Below are 20,836 nucleotides of genomic sequence, written 5' to 3' on the forward strand. Positions count from 1 at the left end.
CGATGCTTGATATCAAGAACCTGCTGGTGCGCCGTGGTGAAGGCGCACAGGCTCATCACGTGCGATTGCCGCACTTGCAGGTCGGCGCCGGGGAAATCCTCGCCATCACCGGCGAGAGCGGCAGCGGCAAAAGCACGTTGCTCGAAGCCATCGGCCTGTTGCTCGCGCCGGTGGAACTCGAGCGCTTCCGGCTGGGCCCGACGCACGCTCAGGATATCGCCCAACTGCTGGCCACTGACGACCAGCCTGCTCTTGCAGCGGTGCGTTCACGGCATCTGGGATTCATTTTGCAGAGCGGCGGCTTGCTGCCGTTCCTGAGCGTGCGTGACAACATCAGCCTGCCGCGCCGTTTGCTCGGGATGCCGGCAAAGAGCGAGCACATCGACCACGCCGTTGACGTGTTGCGCCTGCAAGGGCTGCTGGATAAACAACCTCAGGCCTTGTCGATCGGCGAACGCCAGCGCGTGGCCTGCGTTCGGGCAATTGCCCATGAACCGCTGCTGCTGTTGGCCGACGAGCCGACCGCCGCGCTCGACCCTCACAGTGCCCGGCGTTTGTTCGAGTTGCTGCTGAGCCTGGTGTCGAGCATGGGTTTGAGTGCACTCGTTGTGTCCCATGACTGGGCCTTGCTGAAGGATTTCGGCTTGCCGCGTCTCGGCGCTATCAGCCATCAGGGAGAGACTCTGTTTGAACCGATGGACTGATCGCTTGCACCTGCTGGGTTCACTGGCGCTGCAAGACCTCTGGCACGACCGCAAGGTCTCGCTGTGCATCGCCGCCTCCCTGGTGGCGGTGATCGCGCCGTTGTTGCTGCTGTTCGGGCTCAAACACGGGGTGGTCAGCCAGCTGCAGGACGAACTGCTGCGCGACCCGCGCAACCTTGAAGTGAAGATGCTCAGCAACGGCAACTACGACACGGCCTGGATCGAGCGTTTACGCCTGCGCCCCGAGACCGGTTTTGCCCTCGGCCAGACCCGCTCGCTCAATACCCAGGCTGACCTGCTGATCGGCATGCAACGGTTTGTCGAAGGTGCGGAAATCATCGCCACCGAACCCGGCGACCCACAACTGAACCTGGCGTCACTCAACCCCGTCGGCAATCAAGTGATCCTCAGCGCCAGTGCAGCGCAACGCTTGCAGGCCAAGGCCGGCGACAGCGTGCAGATGCGGGCCTTGCGCCGCCTGGAAGGTGTCAATGAACGCGGCGAGATGACGCTGACGGTACTGGCCGTGCTCGACGGAGCCCGTTTCGGTCGCGCTGCCGGGTTTGTCGCCCCGCCGCTGCTGCTGGATCTGGAGCGCTTTCGTGACGGTTATCAGGTCAGTGGGTTCGGTGTGACCACCGGCAAGCCTCAGGGTGATCTGCAACCGCTGTATGCCCGCGCCCGCGTGTATGCGCGCGACATCGATCAGGTCGCGCCGCTGGAACACTGGCTCAACGAACAACACATCGAAACCTCGAGCCGACTGGCCGACATCGACAACGTCAAAGCCATCAACCATGTGCTGGGGCTGATCTTCGGTGTGATCGCCATGGCGGCGCTGATCGGCTGCGTGGCGTCGATGGTCGGCGCGTTCCTGGCCAACATCGACCGCAAACGCAAAAGCCTGGCGGTCCTGCGTCTGCTGGGCTTCAAACGCAGGGCCGTCGGCGGTTTCGTGGTCCTGCAAGCGCTATTGCTGAGCCTGGCCGGCTACGTGGGCGGGCTGGGGTTTTATGCCGTGGGCAGTCATTTGTTCGACTACCTGCTCGGCAGCAGCCAGGCCACCGGCACCTTCGTTTGCCACATCACTGTCTGGCATGGCCTGGCCGCCCTGCTCCTGACCTTTTTGGTCGCTGCACTGGTGGCCGTGATCGGCGCCCTGCGGGCCATCAACATCCAACCTGCGGAGAGTCTGCGTGAGCTATAAACGTTTTGGCTTGCTGTTACCCCTGAGCCTCGGCTACTTGCTCGACGCCTCGGCGGCGGGCTGGGAAGAGAAGTATTACAACCCGATGCCCGAGGCTAGCGACGTCGTGCTGCCGATGCCCTGTGAAGGCTCGATGGTGTTTCGCAAGGTGTTCATTCCGGTGGCCGGTCCGCTGGATGACTACCCGATCAACATCGGTCAGGACGGTGCGGAATACGGCTACGTCGAACAGACCCGTCCGACCTTTATCGCAGGCAGCTTTACCGGGGCCAAGAACGACAAATCCCGCTACTACCTGATGGCCAAGTACGAGATGAGTCAACTGCAATACGCCGCGCTGACCGAAGCAACCTGCCCCACCGCCGCCACCAAGATGCGCTTGCCGCAAACGGCGGTGAGCTGGGTGCAAGCCATCGACGCCGCCGACAAGTACAACTTGTGGCTGCGCAAAAACGCCGCCGGCAAGCTGCCCAAGGAAGACGGCGCCCAAGGCTTCCTGCGCCTGCCCACCGAAGTCGAGTGGGAGTTCGCCGCGCGCGGCGGGCTGGAAGTCGGTGCCGCTGAATTCCGCGACACGCACTACCCGATGCCAGAAGGCATCAACGCCTACGAGTGGTTCGCCGGGGCGCAATCGTCCAACGGCAAAGTGCAATTGACCGGACTGCAAAAGCCCAACCCGCTGGGCCTGCATGACATGCTCGGTAACGTCGACGAAATGATGTTCGAGCCGTTTCGCCTGAACAAACTCGACCGCCAGCACGGTCAGGCCGGCGGCTACGTCGTCCGTGGCGGCAACTACCTGACCGCTCAGGCCGACCTGCGTACGGCATTGCGTAAGGAAGAGCCGTATTACAACGCCGAAGGCCAGGTGAAAAACAAGACCACCGGCCTGCGACTGGTGCTGGTCTCACCGACCCTCACCTCTCGCGAGCGGGTCGCCAGCATCGAAAGCAGCTGGAAGAAACTCGGCACCGGCAGCAAGGAAGCCGAATCCGCCGACAAAGGCACCGTACAATCCCTGAACAACCTCGCCTCGGGCGTCGAAGACAAAGCGCTCAAGGAAAAACTCCAGGCCCTGGAAAACCAGCTGCGCGCCAGCAACCAGCAGCAGGAAGAAACCCGCGACCAGGCGATCCGCGCCAGCCTCAACCTGGGTGCATTCCTGTGCACCAAAATGCTCGACGACGGTCAATACGTGGACTTCCTGCAAAAGAACTACAAGCTCAACTGCGAAAGCGCAGACAAAGATGCCAGTTGCGACATGCGTAAAGGCAAGCTCGACGAGCAAAAGGATCGCCTGCACAAACTTAGCCGTTACTACGCCAGCAGCCTGGTGGAATCGGCTACCTTGTACGGCCAGCCACTGCTTGAAACGCAAGTCCCGGTAATGGAAGAAATCATCAGCCGCAACAAACAGCTGCAAGACCTCAAACCTTACTTGCGCACCCACTGGGCCAATCAGAAGGCGTTCCTGCAAAAGCAGAAAATCGATACTGAAGCCTGGTTGAACAGCTGCAAAACCGTCACTCAATAACAACGCGTCAACACCGTTACCTAGGAGTTTCACCATGTCGCGCAGCCTTTGGACTCGCTTCAAGCTACAGATCGCTTTCGTGGTCGCCGGCAGCCTGCTAATGACCGGTTGCGCCAACACCGGCAGCTCTATGCTCGGCGAAGGCGACGGTGCCGACCCGCGCCTGACCCAGGGCAATGACGCAGAGTTCTTCAGCAAATCCGGATACCAGGCCTGCGCCGTCGGCGCCGGTGTCGGCATCCTCGCTTGCGCACTGTCCAACAGCAACAACAAAACCGTGTGTGTCATCGCCGCCGGTATTACCGCATGTGGCGTGGCCATGGGCGCCAACTATTACCTGGATCAACGTCGCAGCGAATACGCCGACACCACCACCCGTTTGGCGAAGATGAACAGCGACGTCCAACAAGACACGCAGAACGTGATCGCCCGTACCGCGACCGCTCAACAAGTGATCAATGATGACCAGGCGCAAATCGCCCAGATCAAAAAGGACATCGCCAACAAGAAAGTCGACAAGAGCAAGGCTCAGGCACAAATCGCCGGGATCGATTCGGACATCGCGCGCCTGCGTAAAGACCTTGCCAACATGCGCACCAAAGTCACCGAGTACAGCAAAGTGGCAGACGCCGAACGCGCACAAGGCACCAGCGCCGAGATGAAGCAGGTAGACATGAACATTCAGAAAATGAACCAGAAAGTCGTCAGCCTGCAGAAGGAAGTCGACGCTCTGTACAGCCAACGCTCCGCAATCACCCTGGGCTAAGCACATGACGCTAAGACAACTGATGGTCATCACTGCCGCCCTGGCCCTGAGCGGTTGCGCGGCCAAGCCTGGCGAATGCGATGCGACCAATCGCGACAGCAGCATGCTGACCAAGATGAACTGCGACTACTCCGGTGGTTACAGCGATCAGGTCAAGCAGAATGAACAGGCCCTGAGCGAGTCCCGTCAGCAAAACGCAATGTTCCGTCAGGTGTACGAGAACATTCAGGCCCAACAACTCAGCACCAAAACCGATCTGGCCAGCCAGCAGAAATCCCAGGTGGCGCTGAATCAGTCGCTGACGCAACTGCTGAACTCGCTCAAGGCCCGGCGTGGCAATGAAGCCCAGGTGCAGAAGCAGATTGCCGACCTCGAGCGGCAGCTCAAGGCTTCGCAAGCGGCGCCAACGACCAAATCAACGCCCGCAACGCTGGCGGCCAAGCAGCAAGAGCTGAAGACGTTGCAGAAGAAGGTCAATCAGCTGCAATTCAGCCTCGGCTACGAAGAGTAACTTTTCACCCCGCAGGGCATCCCGACGGATGCCTGCACTTTTTCAGGAATCGTCGTCATGCAGCGGGTCATCAGGGATGCGCAAGCCACATCGGAGGGGATGAGTGCGCTGCAAGCCAAAGTCGCCCTCATCCAGAAACACTTTCCGCCGACCGTCGCCAGTCTGTTTGCTATCCCGCGGATGGGCAGCGGCGACGTGCTGGAATGGTGGACCGAACTGGGTGGCCAACCCACGCCCTATGCCGACCTCAACGAGGACGCGCAACGACGTTTGCTGGAAACCTATGAAGTGCGTCAGACGTCCCTCGGACAGCTGGCGGATGAACTGCAAAAACGCGGTCAACCGACGGTAGCGGATGACCTGCGCAGCCTGCTCGGCACGCCTGAGCTGGACAAACTCTACAGCCTCAACGGTGAGCCATTGGTGGTGCGCTGGAACCAGCGTCCGCCCAAACCGATCGTGCCTCCGGTAGTTCCGATGGTGCCGGTGGTACCGCCGTCGCGTCGTGGCTGGTGGATCGCGGCGGCTTTGCTCGCGCTGCTGTTGCTGCTTCTGGCGCTGTGGCTCTGGTGGTTCCTGCACCGTGAACCGGTTGTCGTGGTTCCGCCTGTAGCGCCAGCGCCGCCGGTGGTGACGCCGGTTGAGAAACCGGTTGAGAAACCAATCGAGCCTGTCCCCGAGCCTGTCGTGGAACCGGAACCTGTTCCGGCACCGGAACCCACACCAGAACCGGTACCGGAGCCCAAGCCGGTCCCGCCACCAAAGCCGGCACCGGAACCCAAGCCGATCCCGCCACCTAAACCAGTTCCACCACCAAAACCGGTAGTGGCTGCCCCACCTCCACCTCCAGCCCCGCCACCGGCCCCGACGCTGGACAACTTCGCATGCCGTAAAAATGCGCCGCCCGCAGAGGTCCCGCAATTCGTGGTGGTGCTCGACACCTCGGGTTCGATGAACCTGAACATCAAGTCAGTGAAAGCCGACGAGGACTGGTTTTACGGTGGTGGTGACCTCAACAAGCTCCTGGACCCGAATCGCTACATGCGGCTCACCGCCAAACCCAGCCGCATGGACGTCGCCAAGGACTCGCTGGCCGGCATGATCAACGGGCTGGACCCGAAGATCGACACACGCCTGATCACCTTCGCCGGCTGCGAAAGAACGCCGGACCGGGGTGTGTTCAAGCTCGGCGATCGCCCGCGGCTGATCAACGGGATTCGAGGTCTGGTTCCCGACGACGGCACACCGCTGGCGGACAGCCTGGCCCGCGCGGCGAGTACCGTCGACGGGCGTAATAACGATGCGGTTATCGTGATGTTTGTCGACGGTGAAGACGGTTGCGGGCAGGACGTTTGCGCGGTATCCCGTCGAATCGCCAGGGAACAACCGCGGCTGCGGGTCAATGTGGTGAAAATCGGTGTTGGCGGCACGTCACGCTGCATCGCTGAAAACACCGGTGGCCGGGTTTACAACAGCACCAATGCGGCTGAACTGGGCAGCCTGTTGAAACAGGCGAGCAAGGAAGTGTCCAGCAGTGCCAAGTGCGACTAGCTTGGGATAGATCCTGAATTGAGGTGAGCCCATTCGCGAGCAGGCTCGCTCCCACACTGGATTTGTGATCGACTCAAACCCTGTGGGAGCGAGCCTGCTCGCGATGGCTATCTCAGAGGCGCCTCAACAAAACCGGCCAACCTCATGCCGTAAGTCCGCCGCCAGGCTTTCCACAGAGTCAGCGCAGGTGCTCGACCGCCGGTAACTCCATGGCCCGAACCTCACCCAAGAGGAAATCGCTGAGGCGGCGCAAACGTTCACCTCCGGGGCGGGTTTTCGGCCAGACCAGGTAATAATTCTCACCGCTGGCGACCGCCGTCGGCCACGGCAAACTCAGGCGTCCCTGCGCAACATCCTCCGCCACCATCAACAAGTCGCCCATGGACACGCCATAGCCTCGGGCGGCGGCGATCATGCCCAACTCCAGCGTGTCGAACACCTGACCGCCCTTGAGCGAGACCTGATCGGTCAGGCCCATGCGCTCCAGCCAACTGCGCCAGTCGCGACGATCGGGCGTTGGGTGCAGCAGTTCGGTGCTGGCCAGGCGCGCGACGTCCCACGGCTGATCGTTCAGCAGATTCGGCGCGCCTACGGGAATCAGCTCCTCGGGGAACAGCAGCGTGGCCTCCCAGTCCGGCGGAAAATGCCCGCTGCTGAGGATCACGGCGCAATCGAACGGCTCCTGATTGAAGTCCACCGAGTCGATGTCCATCCAGGCGCTGGTCAGTTGCACTTCATTGCCCGGTTGCAGGTGCCGAAAACGGCTGAGCCGCGCCAGCAACCAGCGCATGGTCAACGTCGACGGCGCTTTCATGCGCAGGATGTCGTCTTCGGCGCGCAAGGTATTGCAGGCGCGCTCCAGGGCGGTGAAACCGTCACGAATGCCCGGCAGGATCAGCCGCGCCGACTCGGTGAGTTGCAAGTTGCGCCCGCTGCGGTGAAACAACCGACAGGCAAAATGCTCTTCAAGCGTACGAATGTGTCGGCTGACGGCACTCTGGGTGATCGACAATTCTTCGGCGGCGCGGGTAAACGAGCTATGCCGCGCCGCCGCTTCAAATGCGCGCAAGGCATATAAGGGAGGAAGACGACGAGACATGAGGAAAGCTCCTATAGCGCAATCCGGCTACCGTACCAGAAACTCCCCAGCATGAGTCTGACTCATGCTACCCATCCTTTTTATCCCTTTGTGCAAACCCCGTGAAGCGCCGAGAATCGACGCTTTCCTGTTCTCTTTGATAATCGAGCGTGATGACCATGAAGCATCCAGCGCGTATTGAACTCTGGGCCATCCTGCGGCTGGCGGGGCCGTTGATTGCCTCGCAGTTGGCGCACATGCTGATGGTCCTCACCGACACCTTGATGATGGCGCGCTTGAGCCCCGAAGCATTGGCCGGTGGCGGCCTGGGTGCGGCGACTTACTCGTTCGTGTCGATTTTCTGCATTGGCGTCATCGCCGCCGTCGGCACCTTGGTGGCGATCCGTCAGGGCGCGGGCGACATCGTTGGCGCGGCGCGACTGACCCAGGCCGGATTGTGGCTGGCGTGGTTGATGGCGCTGGTGGCCGGGCTGCTGCTGTGGAACCTCAAACCCGTGCTGCTGCTGTTCGGCCAGACGGAAAGCAACGTCCACGCGGCCGGGCAGTTTCTGCTGATCCTGCCGTTCGCCCTGCCCGGTTACCTGAGTTTCATGGCCCTGCGCGGTTTCACCAGCGCAATTGGCCGCGCAACACCGGTCATGGTAATCAGCCTCGGCGGCACGGTGGCCAACTTCCTGCTCAACTATGCGTTGATCACCGGGATGTTCGGCCTGCCGAAATTGGGCTTGATGGGCATCGGGCTGGTGACGGCGATTGTCGCCAACCTGATGGCGGTCGCGCTGGCGCTGCACATTCGTCGGCATCCGGCGTATGACACGTATCCCTTGCGCCAGGGTCTGTCGCGGCCAAACCGCCAGTACTTGAAAGAGCTGTGGCGTCTTGGCCTGCCGATTGGCGGCACGTACGCGGTGGAAGTCGGGCTGTTTGCGTTCGCTGCGCTGTGCATGGGCACCATGGGCAGCACGCAGTTGGCGGCGCACCAGATCGCCCTGCAAATCGTATCGGTCGCGTTCATGATTCCGGCGGGGCTTTCTTACGCGATCACGATGCGTATCGGCCAGCACTATGGCGCCGGGCAATTGCTCGATGCGCGACTGGCCGGACGGGTCGGCATTGCCTTCGGCGCGGCGGCGATGCTGGGTTTCGCGATGGTCTTCTGGCTGCTGCCAAATCAGTTGATCGGCCTGTTCCTGGACCACAACGACCCGGCGTTCCGCCCCGTCATTGAACTGGCGGTGAGCCTGCTGGCGGTGGCGGCCTGGTTCGAGCTGTTCGACGGCACGCAAACCATCGCCATGGGCTGCATACGTGGACTCAAGGATGCCAAGACCACATTCCTGGTCGGTTTGGGTTGCTATTGGCTGATTGGCGCACCGGCCGCATGGTGGATGGCCTTTCATATGCACTGGGGGCCGACGGGCGTCTGGTGGGGGTTGGCGCTGGGACTGGCGTGCGCGGCGGTGAGTTTGACGCTGGCGTTTGAATGGAAGATGAAACGGATGATTCGACAGGAGCCTCAATCTCAAGGTTTCAAGATCGCTCAGCCCGAGTGAAATCCCCCTGTGGGGGCGAGCCTGCTCGCGATTGCGGTCTGTCAGTTAATCACTATGTTGACTGATACACCGCTATCGCGAGCAGGCTCGCTCCCACAGGGGTTTGTGGTTAATTCACCACATCCATCAATGGCTGCTGGTTGCTGTCGAAGGTCAGATACTCAACCAGCTCCGCCAGCGGCAACGGCTTGCTGATCAAGTAACCCTGCACCTGATCGCAGCCAAACCCGCGCAACAACTCCAGCTGTTCCGCTGTTTCCACCCCTTCAGCGACGACCTCAAGATTGAGGTTGTGCGCCAGGTTGATCATCGCGTGGACCAGTTTGCGATTCTCTTCACGTTCTTCCATGCCGCCGACAAAGCTCTTGTCGACCTTGAGCAAGGCGATCGGCAGGCTGTTGAGGTGCACGAAGGAAGAGAACCCAGTGCCGAAGTCATCCAGCGAGAAGCGCACGCCCAGGCGTCCGAGGGCGTCCATGGTTTGCTTGACCAGATCGCTGCGGCGCATCACGGCGGTTTCGGTCAGTTCGAACTCCAGCCACTGCGCTTCGACGCCGCGTTCGGCAATCAGCCGGCTCAAGGTGGAGAGCAACTGGCTGTCCTGAAACTGCCGGAATGACAGGTTGATCGCCATGTGCAACGCCGGCAAACCCTGTTCGCGCAAGGCTTGCATGTCCCGCAGCGCCCGGGAAATCACCCAGTAACCCAGCGGCACGATCAAACCGCTTTGCTCGGCCAGCGGTACGAATTCGCTCGGTGGCAGCAAACCGCGCTCGGCATGACGCCAGCGCACCAACGCTTCGAGGCCAACGATCTGGCCGTCAGCAAGGTTCAGGCGGGGCTGGTAATGCAGTTCCAGTTCGTCACGGCGCAAGGCCCGGCGCAGCTCGCTTTCAAGGTCGGCCATGCTGCGGGCGTTGCGGTTGATGCGTTCGTTGAAGATGTGAAAGGTGCAGCCTTGGGTGCTCTTGGCTTGCTGCATAGCGATGTGCGCGTGCCACATCAGCGGGTCGGCACCGGCCCGGGCCCGGGCGTGGGCAATGCCCAGGCTGGAACCGATCAACAGGCTTTCGCCGTCGACCCAGTACGGTTCGGCCAGTGCTTCGGTAATGCGCTCGGCCATCCACTCGGCGCGCTGAGGCGCACGGCGGGTGTCGATCAGCAAGGCGAATTCATCACTGCCCAGGCGCGCCAGTTGATCGCCGGCCTCAAGCTGGCTTTTCAACCGCGCGACCACTTGCAGGATCAAGCGGTCGCCGGCCTGATGTCCGAGGGCATCGTTGGCGTGACGGAAGTTGTCGAGATCAAGGTGACCGAGGGCCAGGCCGCGGCCATCGCTTTCCGCCAGACGCGCTGCCAGCAAAGTCTGAAAACCCTGGCGGTTGGCGATACCGGTCAACGGATCTTGCTCCGCCAGGCGCTGTAAGGTGTTTTCCAGCAGGCCTCGCTCACGCACATGCCGCAGGCAACGGCGCAGCATGCCGGCATCGAGCAGATCACGCACCAGCCAGTCACTCACACCATCGGGCGTCACCGGTGGCTCGTGTTCGACCAACAACACCGTCGGCAAGCTGCAACGGCCAGGTAGCGGCTGAAGTGCAGGAACAGTCAACAACACCGCGTTGCGGTTGTCATCGAACAAATTGCTGACCGACTCCCAGCTCGGCGCACTGATAAGCACGGCCGAGCTCCCCATCGGAGCCAGACACTCACGCAACAACGCTACCCACGCTGGCTCTTCGGCCAGTAGCAGCAAACGCAAGGGTTCGACAGGCGTAGACAAGCTAGCTCCCTAGACTCTGCAAGGATGTAGGCGACAGGCATTATGCCGCGCCGGTAACCAATGTCCAAATGACATCAGTTATCAAGCGCGGCTTTGTGTCTGGAATCTGAACATTAGCCGCACATTCACCGCGCATCCTGCTTGAAAGTATCAAAACCGGCAATTAGAGAAAGCGTGTTACGTCACAAGTCGGACAGAGCAGCACAATTCGCTGAGCCTGTTAAAATGCCGGCCCATTTCACAAACGACTCCCTGAATTCTGTATGTCCCGACTCAATCCCCGGCAGCAAGAAGCCGTGAGCTACGTCGGCGGCCCTCTTTTGGTGCTCGCCGGCGCAGGCTCCGGCAAGACCAGTGTGATCACGCGCAAAATCGCGCACCTGATCCAGAGTTGCGGCATCCGCGCCCAGTACATTGTCGCCATGACCTTTACCAACAAGGCCGCGCGCGAAATGAAGGAACGGGTCGGCACCCTGCTCAAGGGCGGCGAAGGCCGTGGCCTGACGGTATGCACCTTCCACAACCTGGGCCTGAACATCATCCGCAAGGAACACGTGCGGCTGGGCTACAAACCGGGCTTCTCGATCTTTGACGAGACCGACGTCAAAGCCTTGATGACCGACATCATGCAGAAGGAATACGCAGGCGACGACGGCGTCGACGAGATCAAGAACATGATCGGCTCGTGGAAAAACGACCTGATCCTGCCCGCCGAAGCCCTGGAAAATGCGCGCAACCCCAAGGAACAGACCGCCGCCATCGTCTACACCCACTACCAACGCACGCTCAAGGCGTTCAACGCGGTGGACTTCGATGACCTGATCCTGCTGCCGGTGAAGCTGTTCCAGGAACACGCCGACATCCTCGAAAAGTGGCAGAACAAAGTCCGCTACCTGCTGGTGGACGAATATCAGGACACCAACGCCAGCCAGTATTTGCTGGTGAAATTGCTGATCGGCATACGCAACCAGTTCACCGTGGTCGGCGACGATGACCAGTCGATCTACGCCTGGCGTGGAGCGCGCCCGGAAAACCTGATGCTGCTCAAGGACGACTATCCATCGCTGAAAGTCGTCATGCTGGAGCAAAACTACCGCTCCACCAGCCGCATCCTGCGTTGCGCGAACGTGCTGATCTCGAACAACCCGCACGAATTCGAAAAGCAGCTGTGGAGTGAGATGGGCCACGGCGACGAGATCCGCGTGATCCGCTGCCGCAACGAAGACGCCGAAGCCGAGCGCGTGGCCGTGGAACTGCTGACCCTGCATTTGCGCACGGACCGGCCGTACAGCGATTTCGCGATCCTGTATCGCGGTAACTACCAGGCCAAGCTGATCGAGCTGAAGCTGCAACATCACCAGATTCCGTATCGCCTGTCCGGCGGCAACAGCTTTTTCGGGCGTCAGGAAGTGAAAGACCTGATGGCCTACTTCCGCCTGATCGTGAACCCGGACGACGACAACGCTTTCCTGCGGGTGATCAACGTTCCACGCCGGGAAATCGGCTCGACCACCCTGGAAAAGCTCGGCAACTACGCCACCGAACGCAAAATCTCGATGTACGCCGCCACCGACGAAATCGGTCTGGGCGAGCATCTGGACACGCGCTTCACCGATCGCCTGTCGCGTTTCAAACGCTTTATGGACAAGGTGCGCGAGCAATGCGCCGGCGAAGACCCGATCTCGGCGCTGCGCAGCATGGTCATGGACATCGACTACGAGAACTGGCTGCGCACCAACAGCTCCAGCGACAAGGCAGCTGATTACCGCATGGGTAACGTCTGGTTTCTGATCGAGGCGCTGAAAAACACCCTGGAGAAAGACGAAGAAGGCGAGATGACCGTCGAAGACGCCATCGGCAAACTCGTGCTGCGCGACATGCTGGAACGTCAGCAGGAAGAGGAAGACGGCGCCGAAGGTGTGCAGATGATGACCTTGCACGCCTCCAAGGGTCTGGAATTCCCCTACGTGTTCATCATGGGCATGGAAGAGGAAATCCTCCCGCACCGTTCCAGCATCGAAGCCGACACCATCGAGGAAGAACGCCGCCTGGCCTACGTCGGAATTACCCGCGCTCGCCAGACCCTGGCCTTCACTTTCGCTGCCAAGCGTAAGCAGTACGGCGAAATCATCGATTGCGCGCCAAGCCGCTTCCTGGATGAGCTGCCGCCGGACGATCTGGCCTGGGAAGGCAACGACGACACGCCCGTCGAAGTCAAAGCCGTTCGCGGAAATACCGCATTGGCGGATATACGCGCGATGTTAAAGCGCTAGAATTGCACACTTTTTAATCAAAGCATTTTTAACCGAACACTTTTTACAAGCTAGGCGCATTCGGCGCCAGTAGAGGAAAGCTTCATGGAAGCACTGCACAAGAAAATCCGCGAAGAAGGCATCGTGCTTTCCGATCAGGTCCTGAAGGTCGACGCCTTTCTGAACCACCAGATCGACCCGGCCCTGATGAAGCTGATCGGCGACGAATTCGCCACGCTGTTCAAGGACTCGGGTATCACCAAGATCGTCACCATCGAAGCTTCGGGCATCGCTCCGGCGATCATGACCGGCCTGAACCTCGGCGTGCCGGTGATCTTCGCCCGCAAGCACCAGTCCCTGACCCTGACTGAAAACCTGCTGTCGGCGACCGTTTACTCGTTCACCAAGCAGACCGAAAGCACCGTGGCGATCTCCCCGCGCCACCTGACCAGCAGCGACCGCGTGCTGATCATCGATGACTTTCTGGCCAACGGTAAGGCGTCGCAGGCGCTGATCTCGATCATCAAACAGGCCGGTGCGACCGTGGCAGGTTTGGGGATCGTGATCGAGAAGTCGTTCCAGGGTGGGCGTGCGGAACTGGATGCGCAGGGTTATCGCGTGGAATCGTTGGCTCGCGTGCAATCGCTGGCTAACGGCGTCGTGACCTTCATCGAGTAAAGCCACACACCGCCTTACCTGTAGGAGCCGAGCTTGCTCGCGATGAGGCCATAACATTCAACATTAATGTCGACTGTCCGGCCGCCATCGCGAGCAAGCTCGGCTCCTACAAGGTTTGGTGGTGGCTGTTATTGCGTGGTGGCTTTTAGGCCGGTGAGCAGTAGCCGCTGCAACAAATCTTCCTTCAACCCGTCCGGGTTGGTCAGCTGCATCCGCTCCAAATGCTCTGGAAACATCGAAGCCTCTGGCGCATCCAGCGCTGCTTTCCCCAACTCCAGAATCTCCGTCAGTTTGAACTTGCTCTTCAGCCAGTTCAGCGCCCGCAACACGTCGCGTTCCACCTCGGTGAAATCACAGCCCAGCGGATATTCCGGAAACTGGTTCGGGTGCCGCGCCTGAATCGCCTGTAAACGTTCCGGACTGTTATCGGCGAAACGTGGATCGATGCGGAAACCCTTCGGCAGCTTACCCACACTATGTGCCTGCTCGATCAACCCCGACTGAAACCGCGAATCGCTGATATTGAGCAACGCCTCGATCACCGCCACATCGGTCTTGCCACGCAAGTCGGCGATGCCGTATTCGGTGACCACAATGTCCCGCAGATGCCTTGGGATCGTGCAGTGGCCGTACTCCCAGACAATGTTCGAGCTGACCTGCCCTCCCGACTCTCGCCAGCTACGCAGCAACAGCACCGAACGCGCGCCTTCCAGCGCATGGCCTTGGGCGACGAAGTTGTACTGCCCGCCCACACCGCTGAGTACCCGCCCGTCTTCAAGCTGATCGGCCACGCCGGCACCCAGTAAGGTCATGGTGAACACGGTGTTGATGAAGCGCGCATCGCGGCGCTGCAAGCGTTTGAGCTCTTCCTGACCGTACAGCTCGTTGATGTAGCTGATGCGGGTCATGTTGAATTCGAGGCGCTTGCTTTGCGGCAGCTCACGCAGGCGCTCGTAGAAACTGCGGGGCCCGAGGAAGAAACCACCGTGGACCGAGATGCCATCAGTTTGCGCGGCTTCATCGAGGGTGCCGGCGTTCGCCTGTTGCTGAGTCGGCACATCCGGATAGACCTTGCGCCGCACGATCCCGGCATCGACCAGTACCAGCAAGCCGTTGACGAACATTTCACTGCAACCGTACAGGCCTTTGGCGAACGGTTCGAGGCCGCCTTCGCGGTCGATCAACTGCGCCCACTGGCTGAGATTCACGTCCGCCAGCAACGCCTTGTATCCGACATTGTCGTCTTGCCGCGCCAGCAACGCAGCGGTCAGCGCATCGCCTATGGCTCCGATGCCGATTTGCAAGGTGCCGCCATCGCGCACCAGCGCACTGGCGTGCAGGCCGATGAAGTGGTCCTGGAAGCCCACCGGCATGTTCGGCGTGGAAAACAGCGTGGTGCTGTCTTTTTCGTCGATCAGAAGGTCGAAGGTATCGATGCCGATTTCGGCGTCGCCGGGCATGTAGGGCAAGTCGTTGTGTACCTGGCCCACCAGCAGGATTGTCTCCCCCGCCGCTCGGCGTTTGGCGATCATCGGGAACAGGTCGAGGGTGATGTCCGGGTTGCAGCTCAGGCTCAGTCGATCCGCGTGCTCGGGATGGCTGGCCACCAGCTGTGCGACCAGGTTCAAACCGGCGGCGTTGATGTCCCGCGCGGCGTGGCTGTAGTTGCTGCTGACGTAATCCTGCTGGGCCGATGCACTATGCAGCAGACTGCCCGGCTGCATGAAGAACTGCTGGATGTGGATGTTCGGCGGCAGATTGTCTTTATGCAGGCCCTCCAGAAAATCCAGTTCCGGATAGTCACCGAACACCCGTTCGATAAAGGGCTCAAGAAAGCGTTTCTGCAAACCATCGCCCAAGGCAGGACGACCCAGGCACAGCGCGGTATAGATCGTCAGCCGCCGTTCAGGCGATTGCGCAATGCGCTGGTACAGCGCGTTGACGAAGTGGTTGGGTTTGCCCAGACCAAGGGGCAAGCCCATGTGAATGTGCGCCGGCAACCGTGCCAATACGTCCTCCACCGCCTGCTCGATAGAACACAGCTGCACCATCTGATCCTCCCTTACATTCCGTGATTCGGGTTGGACCGAGCTTGCCGGGTCTTTGCTGCAATGAACAGTCTTGGGGGTAAATCGCAGGCACAAAAAAACCGCTCGAAAGCGGCTTTCTCGCTGAAGATGGTGGCTTATTTCAAGCCGGACATCTTCTGGATGGCGCCTTTGAGATCGGCGTCCGCACAATCGGCGCAGGTGCCTTTTGGCGGCATTGCATTGAGGCCGGAGATCGCCTTTGCGAGCAGGCCGTCAACACCGCCTTCCTTCTTGGCACGCTCGCCCCACGCTGCGGCGTCACCGATTTTCGGTGCGCCCAACAGACCGCTGCCGTGGCAAGCGTTGCAATGTTTAGCAATCACTTCGTCCGGGGTTTTGGCACCGCCACCACCGCCAGCAGAGGCAGCAACTTCCATGCCCTTGCACTCTTTGCCCTGAACGCAAACCTGGCCGACTGGCTCAAGGCGTTTGGCAATATCGTCGTTCGTCGCAGCTTGAGCGCTGACAGCCCATAGGGCCAATACGGTTGCTGGTACAGCCAGCATTTTCATAATTAGGTTCACGCGTTCACCCTCAATGGTGGCTAGTCACGCCTACGGCCACGGTTCGCAGGCGGGCGCAAGTATAGCGGTAAGCCCGCCACACTGAAACAACCCCAAACTCGAAGGGGTCTTATGTAACAGTGGAAAACTACCGGGGGCCTCGGCCTGACTGGCAGAGCGCCTTCTTTACTTAGAAATTCGCCGGTGTCGCTGCGCTGATTAGTCGCGCCGGCGCATCGAACGGATTTCGGAAACGGTGCGGCTTGGTACTTTCAAAGTAGTAGCTATCGCCGGCTTCGAGCACAAAAGTTTCCAGCCCGACCACCAGTTCCAGCCGACCTTCCACCAAAATGCCGGTTTCCTCGCCCTCATGGGTGAGCATCTCGTCACCGGTGTCGGCGCCTGGCGGGTAGATTTCATTCAGAAAAGCGATAGCCCGGCTCGGATGCGCCCGCCCGACCAGTTTCATGGTCACGGCGCCATCGGAAATATCGATCAGCTCGTTGGCTTTGTAGACGATCTGCGTCGGCTTTTCCTGCAGGATTTCTTCAGAAAAGAACTCGACCATGGACATGGGAATCCCGCCCAGTACTTTGCGCAGCGAACTGATCGAGGGGCTGACGCTGTTCTTCTCGATCATCGAAATCGTGCTGTTGGTGACACCCGCGCGCTTGGCGAGCTCACGCTGCGAAAGGCCTTTGAGCTTACGGATGGATTGCAGTCGTTCACCGACGTCCAATGCTTGCGCCTCCAGGGATTCAGGTTGTTGGAATATTGAGCGTTATCATGGCGACAGCGTTCAGTATTTACAACACTTGGACCTGAATCCTGTGGGGTGAGGCGACTTTCGGTGTGGACCGTTGGCTGTCAGCCCTCGGAATAGAGCAGTGGCACCCGGCGCAGGTTGCAGAAAATCTGATAAGGAATCGTGTCCGCTGCCGCCGCCACGTCACTGGCGAGGATGTTTTTACCCCATAACTCGACGGTCGAACCGAGGTCGGCTTGCGGCACATCGGTCAGGTCGATGCAGAGCATGTCCATCGATACCCGGCCGATCAACTGGCTGCGTTGCCCAGCGACCATGACCGGCGTGCCGGTCGGCGCGTGGCGCGGGTAACCGTCGGCATAGCCCATGGCGACTACGCCAACGCGCATCGGCTTGGGTGTGATGAACCTGGCGCCGTAACCAATCGGCTCGCCGGCCGGCAGTTCACGCACGCAAATCACTTTCGATTCCAGGGTCATCACCGGTTGCAGGCGAGCGGCCACGGTGTTGGCTTCTTCGAACGGTGTCGCGCCATACAGCATGATGCCAGGGCGAACCCAATCACTCGGGATCTGCGGCCAACCCAACACGGCTGGCGAGTTGCGCAGGCTGACTTCCGCCGACAAACCTTTACGCGCGGCTTCAAAAACCGCGACCTGCTCAGCACTGGACTGTTCGTGCAGCTCATCGGCCCGGGCGAAGTGGCTCATCAGCACAACTTTCGCGACCTTGCCGCTGGCCAGAAGCCGCTGATAGGCCTCCTGATAATCCTTTGGATGCAGACCGACGCGGTGCATGCCTGAATCGAGCTTGAGCCAGACGGTGATCGGCTTGCTCAGCGTGGCCTTTTCAATGGCTTCAAGCTGCCACAGCGAGTGCACCACACACCAGAAATCGTGCTCGACGATCAGCGCCAACTCATCGGCTTCGAAGAACCCTTCCAGCAGCAATACCGGCGCCCGAATGCCCGCCGCGCGCAGCTCCAACGCCTCTTCGATACAGGCCACGGCAAAGCCGTCGGCATCGGCTTCCAGCGCTTGTGCGCAACGCACCGCGCCATGGCCGTAGGCATCGGCCTTGATCACCGCGAGGGCCTTGGCCCCGGTGATTTCACGGGCGATCCGATAGTTGTGACGCAGGGCTTGAAGATCGATCAGGGCACGGGCTGGACGCATGGCGGCAGACTTCTAGGCGGTCATGGGAATAAAAAACCGGCGCTGGCTGGCGGCGTGAACCGCCAACAGCACCGGCAGAGGGATCTTGCTGAGTCAATTACGGCAGAGCGGCTACAACCGACAGCTCGACCAGAATTTCCGGTTCGCACAGCTTCGACTCAACGGTCGCACGGGCCGGGGCAACGCCTTTTGGCAGCCACTTGTCCCAGACGGCGTTCATGCCTTCGAAGTGTGCATCAATGTCTTTCAGGTAAATCGTCACCGACAACAGGTGGTTCTTGTCGGTGCCCGCCTGATCGAGCAAACGCTCGATGCTGGCAAGGGTTTCACGGGTCTGCTGTTCAATCCCGGCGCTCATGTCATCGCCGACCTGCCCTGCCAGATACACAGTGCCGTTGTGGCTGACGATCTGACTCATGCGCTCATTGGTGAGCTGGCGCTGGATTGACATGTTTTGCGGACTCCTGGGTCTTGCTGCCATAACGGGAAATATCGAGGCCTTCGGCGCTGATCTGCGGCGCTTTCTTCGCCATCAGGTCAGCCAGTAAGCGACCGGAGCCACAGGCCATGGTCCAGCCGAGTGTGCCGTGACCGGTGTTCAGGAACAGATTCTTGAACGGTGTCGCGCCCACGATCGGCGTGCCGTCCGGGGTAGTCGGGCGCAGGCCGGTCCAGAAACTTGCCTGGGCCAGATCGCCGCCCTGAGGATAAAGGTCGTTGACGATCATCTCCAGGGTTTCGCGCCGACGCGGGTTCAGCGACAGGTCAAAACCGGCGATTTCAGCCATGCCGCCGACGCGGATGCGGTTGTCGAAACGGGTGATCGCGACCTTGTAAGTCTCGTCGAGAATGGTCGACGTCGGGGCCATTGCCGGGTTGGTGATCGGCACAGTCAGCGAGTAACCCTTGAGCGGGTACACCGGGGCTTTGATGCCCAGCGGCTTGAGCAATTGCGGGGAGTAGCTGCCGAGTGCCAGCACGTAGCGGTCAGCGGTTTCCAGCTTGCCGTCGATCCACACGCCGTTGATGCGATCACCGGCGTAGTCGAGCTTCTGAATGTCCTGGCCGAAACGGAATTCCACACCCAGTTTCACGGCCATTTCGGCCAAGCGGGTGGTGAAAATCTGGCAGTCGCCGGTTTGGTCGTTTGGCAGGCGCAGGGCACCGGCGAGGATGTCGGTGACGGCGGCCAGCGCCGGTTCAACGCGGGCAATGCCGGCGCGGTCGAGCAGTTCAAACGGTACGCCGGACTCTTTCAGCACTGCGATGTCTTTCGCGGCGCCGTCCAGTTGAGCCTGGGTGCGGAACAGCTGGGTCGTGCCGAGGCTACGGCCTTCGTAGGCGATACCGGTTTCGGCGCGCAATTCGTCGAGGCAGTCACGGCTGTACTCGGACAGACGGACCATGCGCTCCTTGTTCACCGCGTAACGGCTGGCGGTGCAGTTGCGCAGCATCTGCGCCATCCACAGGTATTGGTCGATGTCGGCGGTGGCCTTGATCGCCAACGGTGCGTGGCGCTGCAACAGCCACTTGATGGCCTTGAGCGGCACGCCCGGCGCAGCCCACGGCGAGGCATAACCCGGCGAAACCTGGCCGGCGTTGGCGAAACTGGTCTCCATGGCAGCGGCCGGCTGACGGTCCACGACCACCACTTCAAACCCGGCCCGAGCCAGATAGTAAGCACTGGCGGTACCGATGACGCCGCTACCCAAGACCATAACGCGCATTTTCATATCCCTCATCGCGGCTGACCGCTGACGTGTGTTGTATTCAAGCAGTGATGTGCGCAGTGTAAAAAAGATTCGCCAGTGTTTTTCACTATATAAACAGCTATATTTGGCGACAATTCTCGGCAAAAACCCTTTTCACGGAGGCGCATCCCCTATGCGTACCAACACTCAGACCAAACGAGAGCTGGACAAGATCGATCGCAACATCCTGCGGATCCTGCAAGCGGACGGACGCATCTCCTTCACGGAGCTGGGGGAAAAGGTCGGGCTCTCCACCACGCCGTGCACTGAGCGGGTGAGGCGCCTGGAGCGGGAAGGGATCATCATGGGCTACAACGCGCGGCTCAATCCGCAGCACCTGAAGGGTAGTCTCCTGGTGTTCGTAGAGATCAGTCTTGACTACAAATCCGGCGATACTTTCGAAGAGTTCCGACGCGCGGTGCTGAAATTACCCCATGTACTGGAATGCCACTTGGTGTCAGGGGATTTCGACTATCTGGTGAAGGCGCGGATTTCCGAGATGGCCTCGTACCGCAAGCTGCTGGGGGATATCCTGCTCAAGTTGCCGCATGTGCGCGAATCCAAGAGCTACATCGTGATGGAAGAGGTCAAGGAGAGCTTGAGTTTGCCGATTCCGGATTGAGGATTTGTGGTGCCTGATCCGGCCCTATCGCGAGCAGGCTCACTCCTATGTATGGACTCGCCCCCACTGTCTACCTGCTTTTCAAACACTGCTACCCGGTTGCATCTATGTATAAGGCCTATTCGAGGAAGCCATCTTTGGCTTCTGGCCAACATTGGTTGAGCTCACGGTATGCCGATTACATTCAGGCCTCGAAGGCCGGTAGGAGCGCAGGCATCAATCCGCGACGGTCTGACCTGGGGTCAATGTTTTCTAGCAGGGGCTGGAGCGCACTTGCGCCCCGGTGGCAGA

The 20,836-nt window shown here is 60.3% G+C and carries 18 protein-coding genes; 10 read left to right on the top strand and 8 right to left on the bottom strand.

Going from position 1 to position 20,836, the window contains the following annotated elements:
* Positions 1-2 precede the first annotated feature (2 nt).
* From AC1DWM_RS11990 to AC1DWM_RS12015, 6 genes are read left to right on the top strand one after another with little or no spacing between them, the layout of a single operon-like run.
* On the top strand, positions 3-704 hold the full coding sequence (locus tag AC1DWM_RS11990) for an ABC transporter ATP-binding protein (RefSeq protein WP_223517719.1): 702 nt from the start codon (positions 3-5) through the stop codon (positions 702-704).
* The gene (locus tag AC1DWM_RS11995; RefSeq protein WP_223517717.1) at positions 688-1,911 is read left to right on the top strand and encodes an ABC transporter permease; all 1,224 of its coding nucleotides are present in this window, start codon (positions 688-690) and stop codon (positions 1,909-1,911) included. Before AC1DWM_RS11990 ends, AC1DWM_RS11995 begins: the two co-directional genes overlap by 17 nt.
* On the top strand, positions 1,901-3,445 hold the full coding sequence (locus AC1DWM_RS12000; RefSeq protein ID WP_223517716.1) for an SUMF1/EgtB/PvdO family nonheme iron enzyme: 1,545 nt from the start codon (positions 1,901-1,903) through the stop codon (positions 3,443-3,445). Before AC1DWM_RS11995 ends, AC1DWM_RS12000 begins: the two co-directional genes overlap by 11 nt.
* 34 nt (positions 3,446-3,479) lie before the next feature.
* Entirely contained in the window at positions 3,480-4,211 is a 732-nt protein-coding gene (locus AC1DWM_RS12005) for a hypothetical protein (protein ID WP_223517715.1), read from the top strand.
* A 4-nt stretch (positions 4,212-4,215) separates the two neighbouring features.
* Positions 4,216-4,722, top strand: a complete 507-nt coding sequence (locus AC1DWM_RS12010) for a hypothetical protein (RefSeq protein ID WP_477795257.1) — start codon at positions 4,216-4,218, stop codon at positions 4,720-4,722.
* 57 nt (positions 4,723-4,779) lie between these two features.
* Positions 4,780-6,273, top strand: a complete 1,494-nt coding sequence (locus AC1DWM_RS12015; protein ID WP_452628639.1) for a vWA domain-containing protein — start codon at positions 4,780-4,782, stop codon at positions 6,271-6,273.
* Positions 6,274-6,451: 178 nt separating this feature from the next.
* On the opposite strand, the gene AC1DWM_RS12020 is transcribed toward AC1DWM_RS12015, so the two are convergent.
* Complete coding sequence (locus tag AC1DWM_RS12020) at positions 6,452-7,372, bottom strand: LysR substrate-binding domain-containing protein (RefSeq protein WP_223521176.1); 921 nt, start codon at positions 7,370-7,372, stop codon at positions 6,452-6,454.
* A 158-nt stretch (positions 7,373-7,530) separates the two neighbouring features.
* Here AC1DWM_RS12020 and AC1DWM_RS12025 point away from each other — a divergent pair, with 158 nt between their 5' ends.
* Positions 7,531-8,925 carry a NorM family multidrug efflux MATE transporter gene (locus AC1DWM_RS12025; protein ID WP_223521178.1) on the top strand — a complete coding sequence of 465 codons (1,395 nt, stop codon included), beginning with the start codon at positions 7,531-7,533 and terminating at the stop codon, positions 8,923-8,925.
* 109 nt (positions 8,926-9,034) lie between these two features.
* Here the strand turns inward: AC1DWM_RS12025 and AC1DWM_RS12030 are convergent, their stop codons facing one another.
* The gene (locus tag AC1DWM_RS12030) at positions 9,035-10,708 is read right to left on the bottom strand and encodes a putative bifunctional diguanylate cyclase/phosphodiesterase (RefSeq protein ID WP_223521180.1); all 1,674 of its coding nucleotides are present in this window, start codon (positions 10,706-10,708) and stop codon (positions 9,035-9,037) included.
* 263 nt (positions 10,709-10,971) lie between these two features.
* Between AC1DWM_RS12030 and rep the strand changes: the two genes are divergently transcribed.
* The gene (gene rep, locus AC1DWM_RS12035; protein WP_223521182.1) at positions 10,972-12,981 is read left to right on the top strand and encodes a DNA helicase Rep; all 2,010 of its coding nucleotides are present in this window, start codon (positions 10,972-10,974) and stop codon (positions 12,979-12,981) included.
* 84 nt (positions 12,982-13,065) lie between these two features.
* Positions 13,066-13,638, top strand: coding sequence for a xanthine phosphoribosyltransferase (locus AC1DWM_RS12040; RefSeq protein WP_223521183.1), 573 nt, complete (start codon positions 13,066-13,068; stop codon positions 13,636-13,638).
* Between the two features lie 128 nt (positions 13,639-13,766).
* On the opposite strand, the gene AC1DWM_RS12045 is transcribed toward AC1DWM_RS12040, so the two are convergent.
* The 6 genes from AC1DWM_RS12045 to dadA form a co-directional block, all read right to left on the bottom strand.
* Positions 13,767-15,689 carry an acetyl-CoA hydrolase/transferase C-terminal domain-containing protein gene (locus AC1DWM_RS12045; RefSeq protein WP_477795258.1) on the bottom strand — a complete coding sequence of 641 codons (1,923 nt, stop codon included), beginning with the start codon at positions 15,687-15,689 and terminating at the stop codon, positions 13,767-13,769.
* A gap of 134 nt (positions 15,690-15,823) precedes the next feature.
* Positions 15,824-16,240: a c-type cytochrome gene (locus tag AC1DWM_RS12050; RefSeq protein ID WP_477795262.1), complete on the bottom strand. Its 417-nt coding sequence runs from the start codon at positions 16,238-16,240 to the stop codon at positions 15,824-15,826.
* Between the two features lie 181 nt (positions 16,241-16,421).
* On the bottom strand, positions 16,422-16,970 hold the full coding sequence (locus AC1DWM_RS12055) for a cupin domain-containing protein (RefSeq protein ID WP_007947433.1): 549 nt from the start codon (positions 16,968-16,970) through the stop codon (positions 16,422-16,424).
* Between the two features lie 128 nt (positions 16,971-17,098).
* Positions 17,099-18,172, bottom strand: coding sequence for an alanine racemase (alr, locus tag AC1DWM_RS12060; protein ID WP_477795259.1), 1,074 nt, complete (start codon positions 18,170-18,172; stop codon positions 17,099-17,101).
* 97 nt (positions 18,173-18,269) lie between these two features.
* Entirely contained in the window at positions 18,270-18,623 is a 354-nt protein-coding gene (locus tag AC1DWM_RS12065; RefSeq protein ID WP_223521189.1) for a RidA family protein, read from the bottom strand.
* A complete protein-coding gene (gene dadA / locus AC1DWM_RS12070; RefSeq protein WP_223521191.1) occupies positions 18,595-19,899 on the bottom strand; it encodes a D-amino acid dehydrogenase in 1,305 nt (434 codons plus the stop codon). The genes AC1DWM_RS12065 and dadA overlap by 29 nt, the downstream gene beginning before the upstream one ends.
* 157 nt (positions 19,900-20,056) lie before the next feature.
* Between dadA and AC1DWM_RS12075 the strand changes: the two genes are divergently transcribed.
* A complete protein-coding gene (locus tag AC1DWM_RS12075) occupies positions 20,057-20,545 on the top strand; it encodes an Lrp/AsnC ligand binding domain-containing protein (RefSeq protein ID WP_003177284.1) in 489 nt (162 codons plus the stop codon).
* Positions 20,546-20,836: the final 291 nt, after the last annotated feature.

The sequence above is a fragment of the Pseudomonas sp. P4_C8 genome (assembly GCF_056401975.1).

Coding starts and splice junctions, on each gene's coding strand:
- AC1DWM_RS11990 (WP_223517719.1), top strand. CDS start 3: ATGCTTGATATCAAGAACCTGCTGGTGCGCCGTGGTGAAGGCGCACAG.
- AC1DWM_RS12005 (WP_223517715.1), top strand. CDS start 3,480: ATGTCGCGCAGCCTTTGGACTCGCTTCAAGCTACAGATCGCTTTCGTG.
- AC1DWM_RS12010 (WP_477795257.1), top strand. CDS start 4,216: ATGACGCTAAGACAACTGATGGTCATCACTGCCGCCCTGGCCCTGAGC.
- AC1DWM_RS12015 (WP_452628639.1), top strand. CDS start 4,780: ATGCAGCGGGTCATCAGGGATGCGCAAGCCACATCGGAGGGGATGAGT.
- AC1DWM_RS12020 (WP_223521176.1), bottom strand. CDS start 7,372: ATGTCTCGTCGTCTTCCTCCCTTATATGCCTTGCGCGCATTTGAAGCG.
- AC1DWM_RS12025 (WP_223521178.1), top strand. CDS start 7,531: ATGAAGCATCCAGCGCGTATTGAACTCTGGGCCATCCTGCGGCTGGCG.
- rep (WP_223521182.1), top strand. CDS start 10,972: ATGTCCCGACTCAATCCCCGGCAGCAAGAAGCCGTGAGCTACGTCGGC.
- AC1DWM_RS12040 (WP_223521183.1), top strand. CDS start 13,066: ATGGAAGCACTGCACAAGAAAATCCGCGAAGAAGGCATCGTGCTTTCC.
- AC1DWM_RS12045 (WP_477795258.1), bottom strand. CDS start 15,689: ATGGTGCAGCTGTGTTCTATCGAGCAGGCGGTGGAGGACGTATTGGCA.
- AC1DWM_RS12050 (WP_477795262.1), bottom strand. CDS start 16,240: ATGAAAATGCTGGCTGTACCAGCAACCGTATTGGCCCTATGGGCTGTC.
- alr (WP_477795259.1), bottom strand. CDS start 18,172: ATGCGTCCAGCCCGTGCCCTGATCGATCTTCAAGCCCTGCGTCACAAC.
- AC1DWM_RS12065 (WP_223521189.1), bottom strand. CDS start 18,623: ATGTCAATCCAGCGCCAGCTCACCAATGAGCGCATGAGTCAGATCGTC.
- dadA (WP_223521191.1), bottom strand. CDS start 19,899: ATGCGCGTTATGGTCTTGGGTAGCGGCGTCATCGGTACCGCCAGTGCT.
- AC1DWM_RS12075 (WP_003177284.1), top strand. CDS start 20,057: ATGCGTACCAACACTCAGACCAAACGAGAGCTGGACAAGATCGATCGC.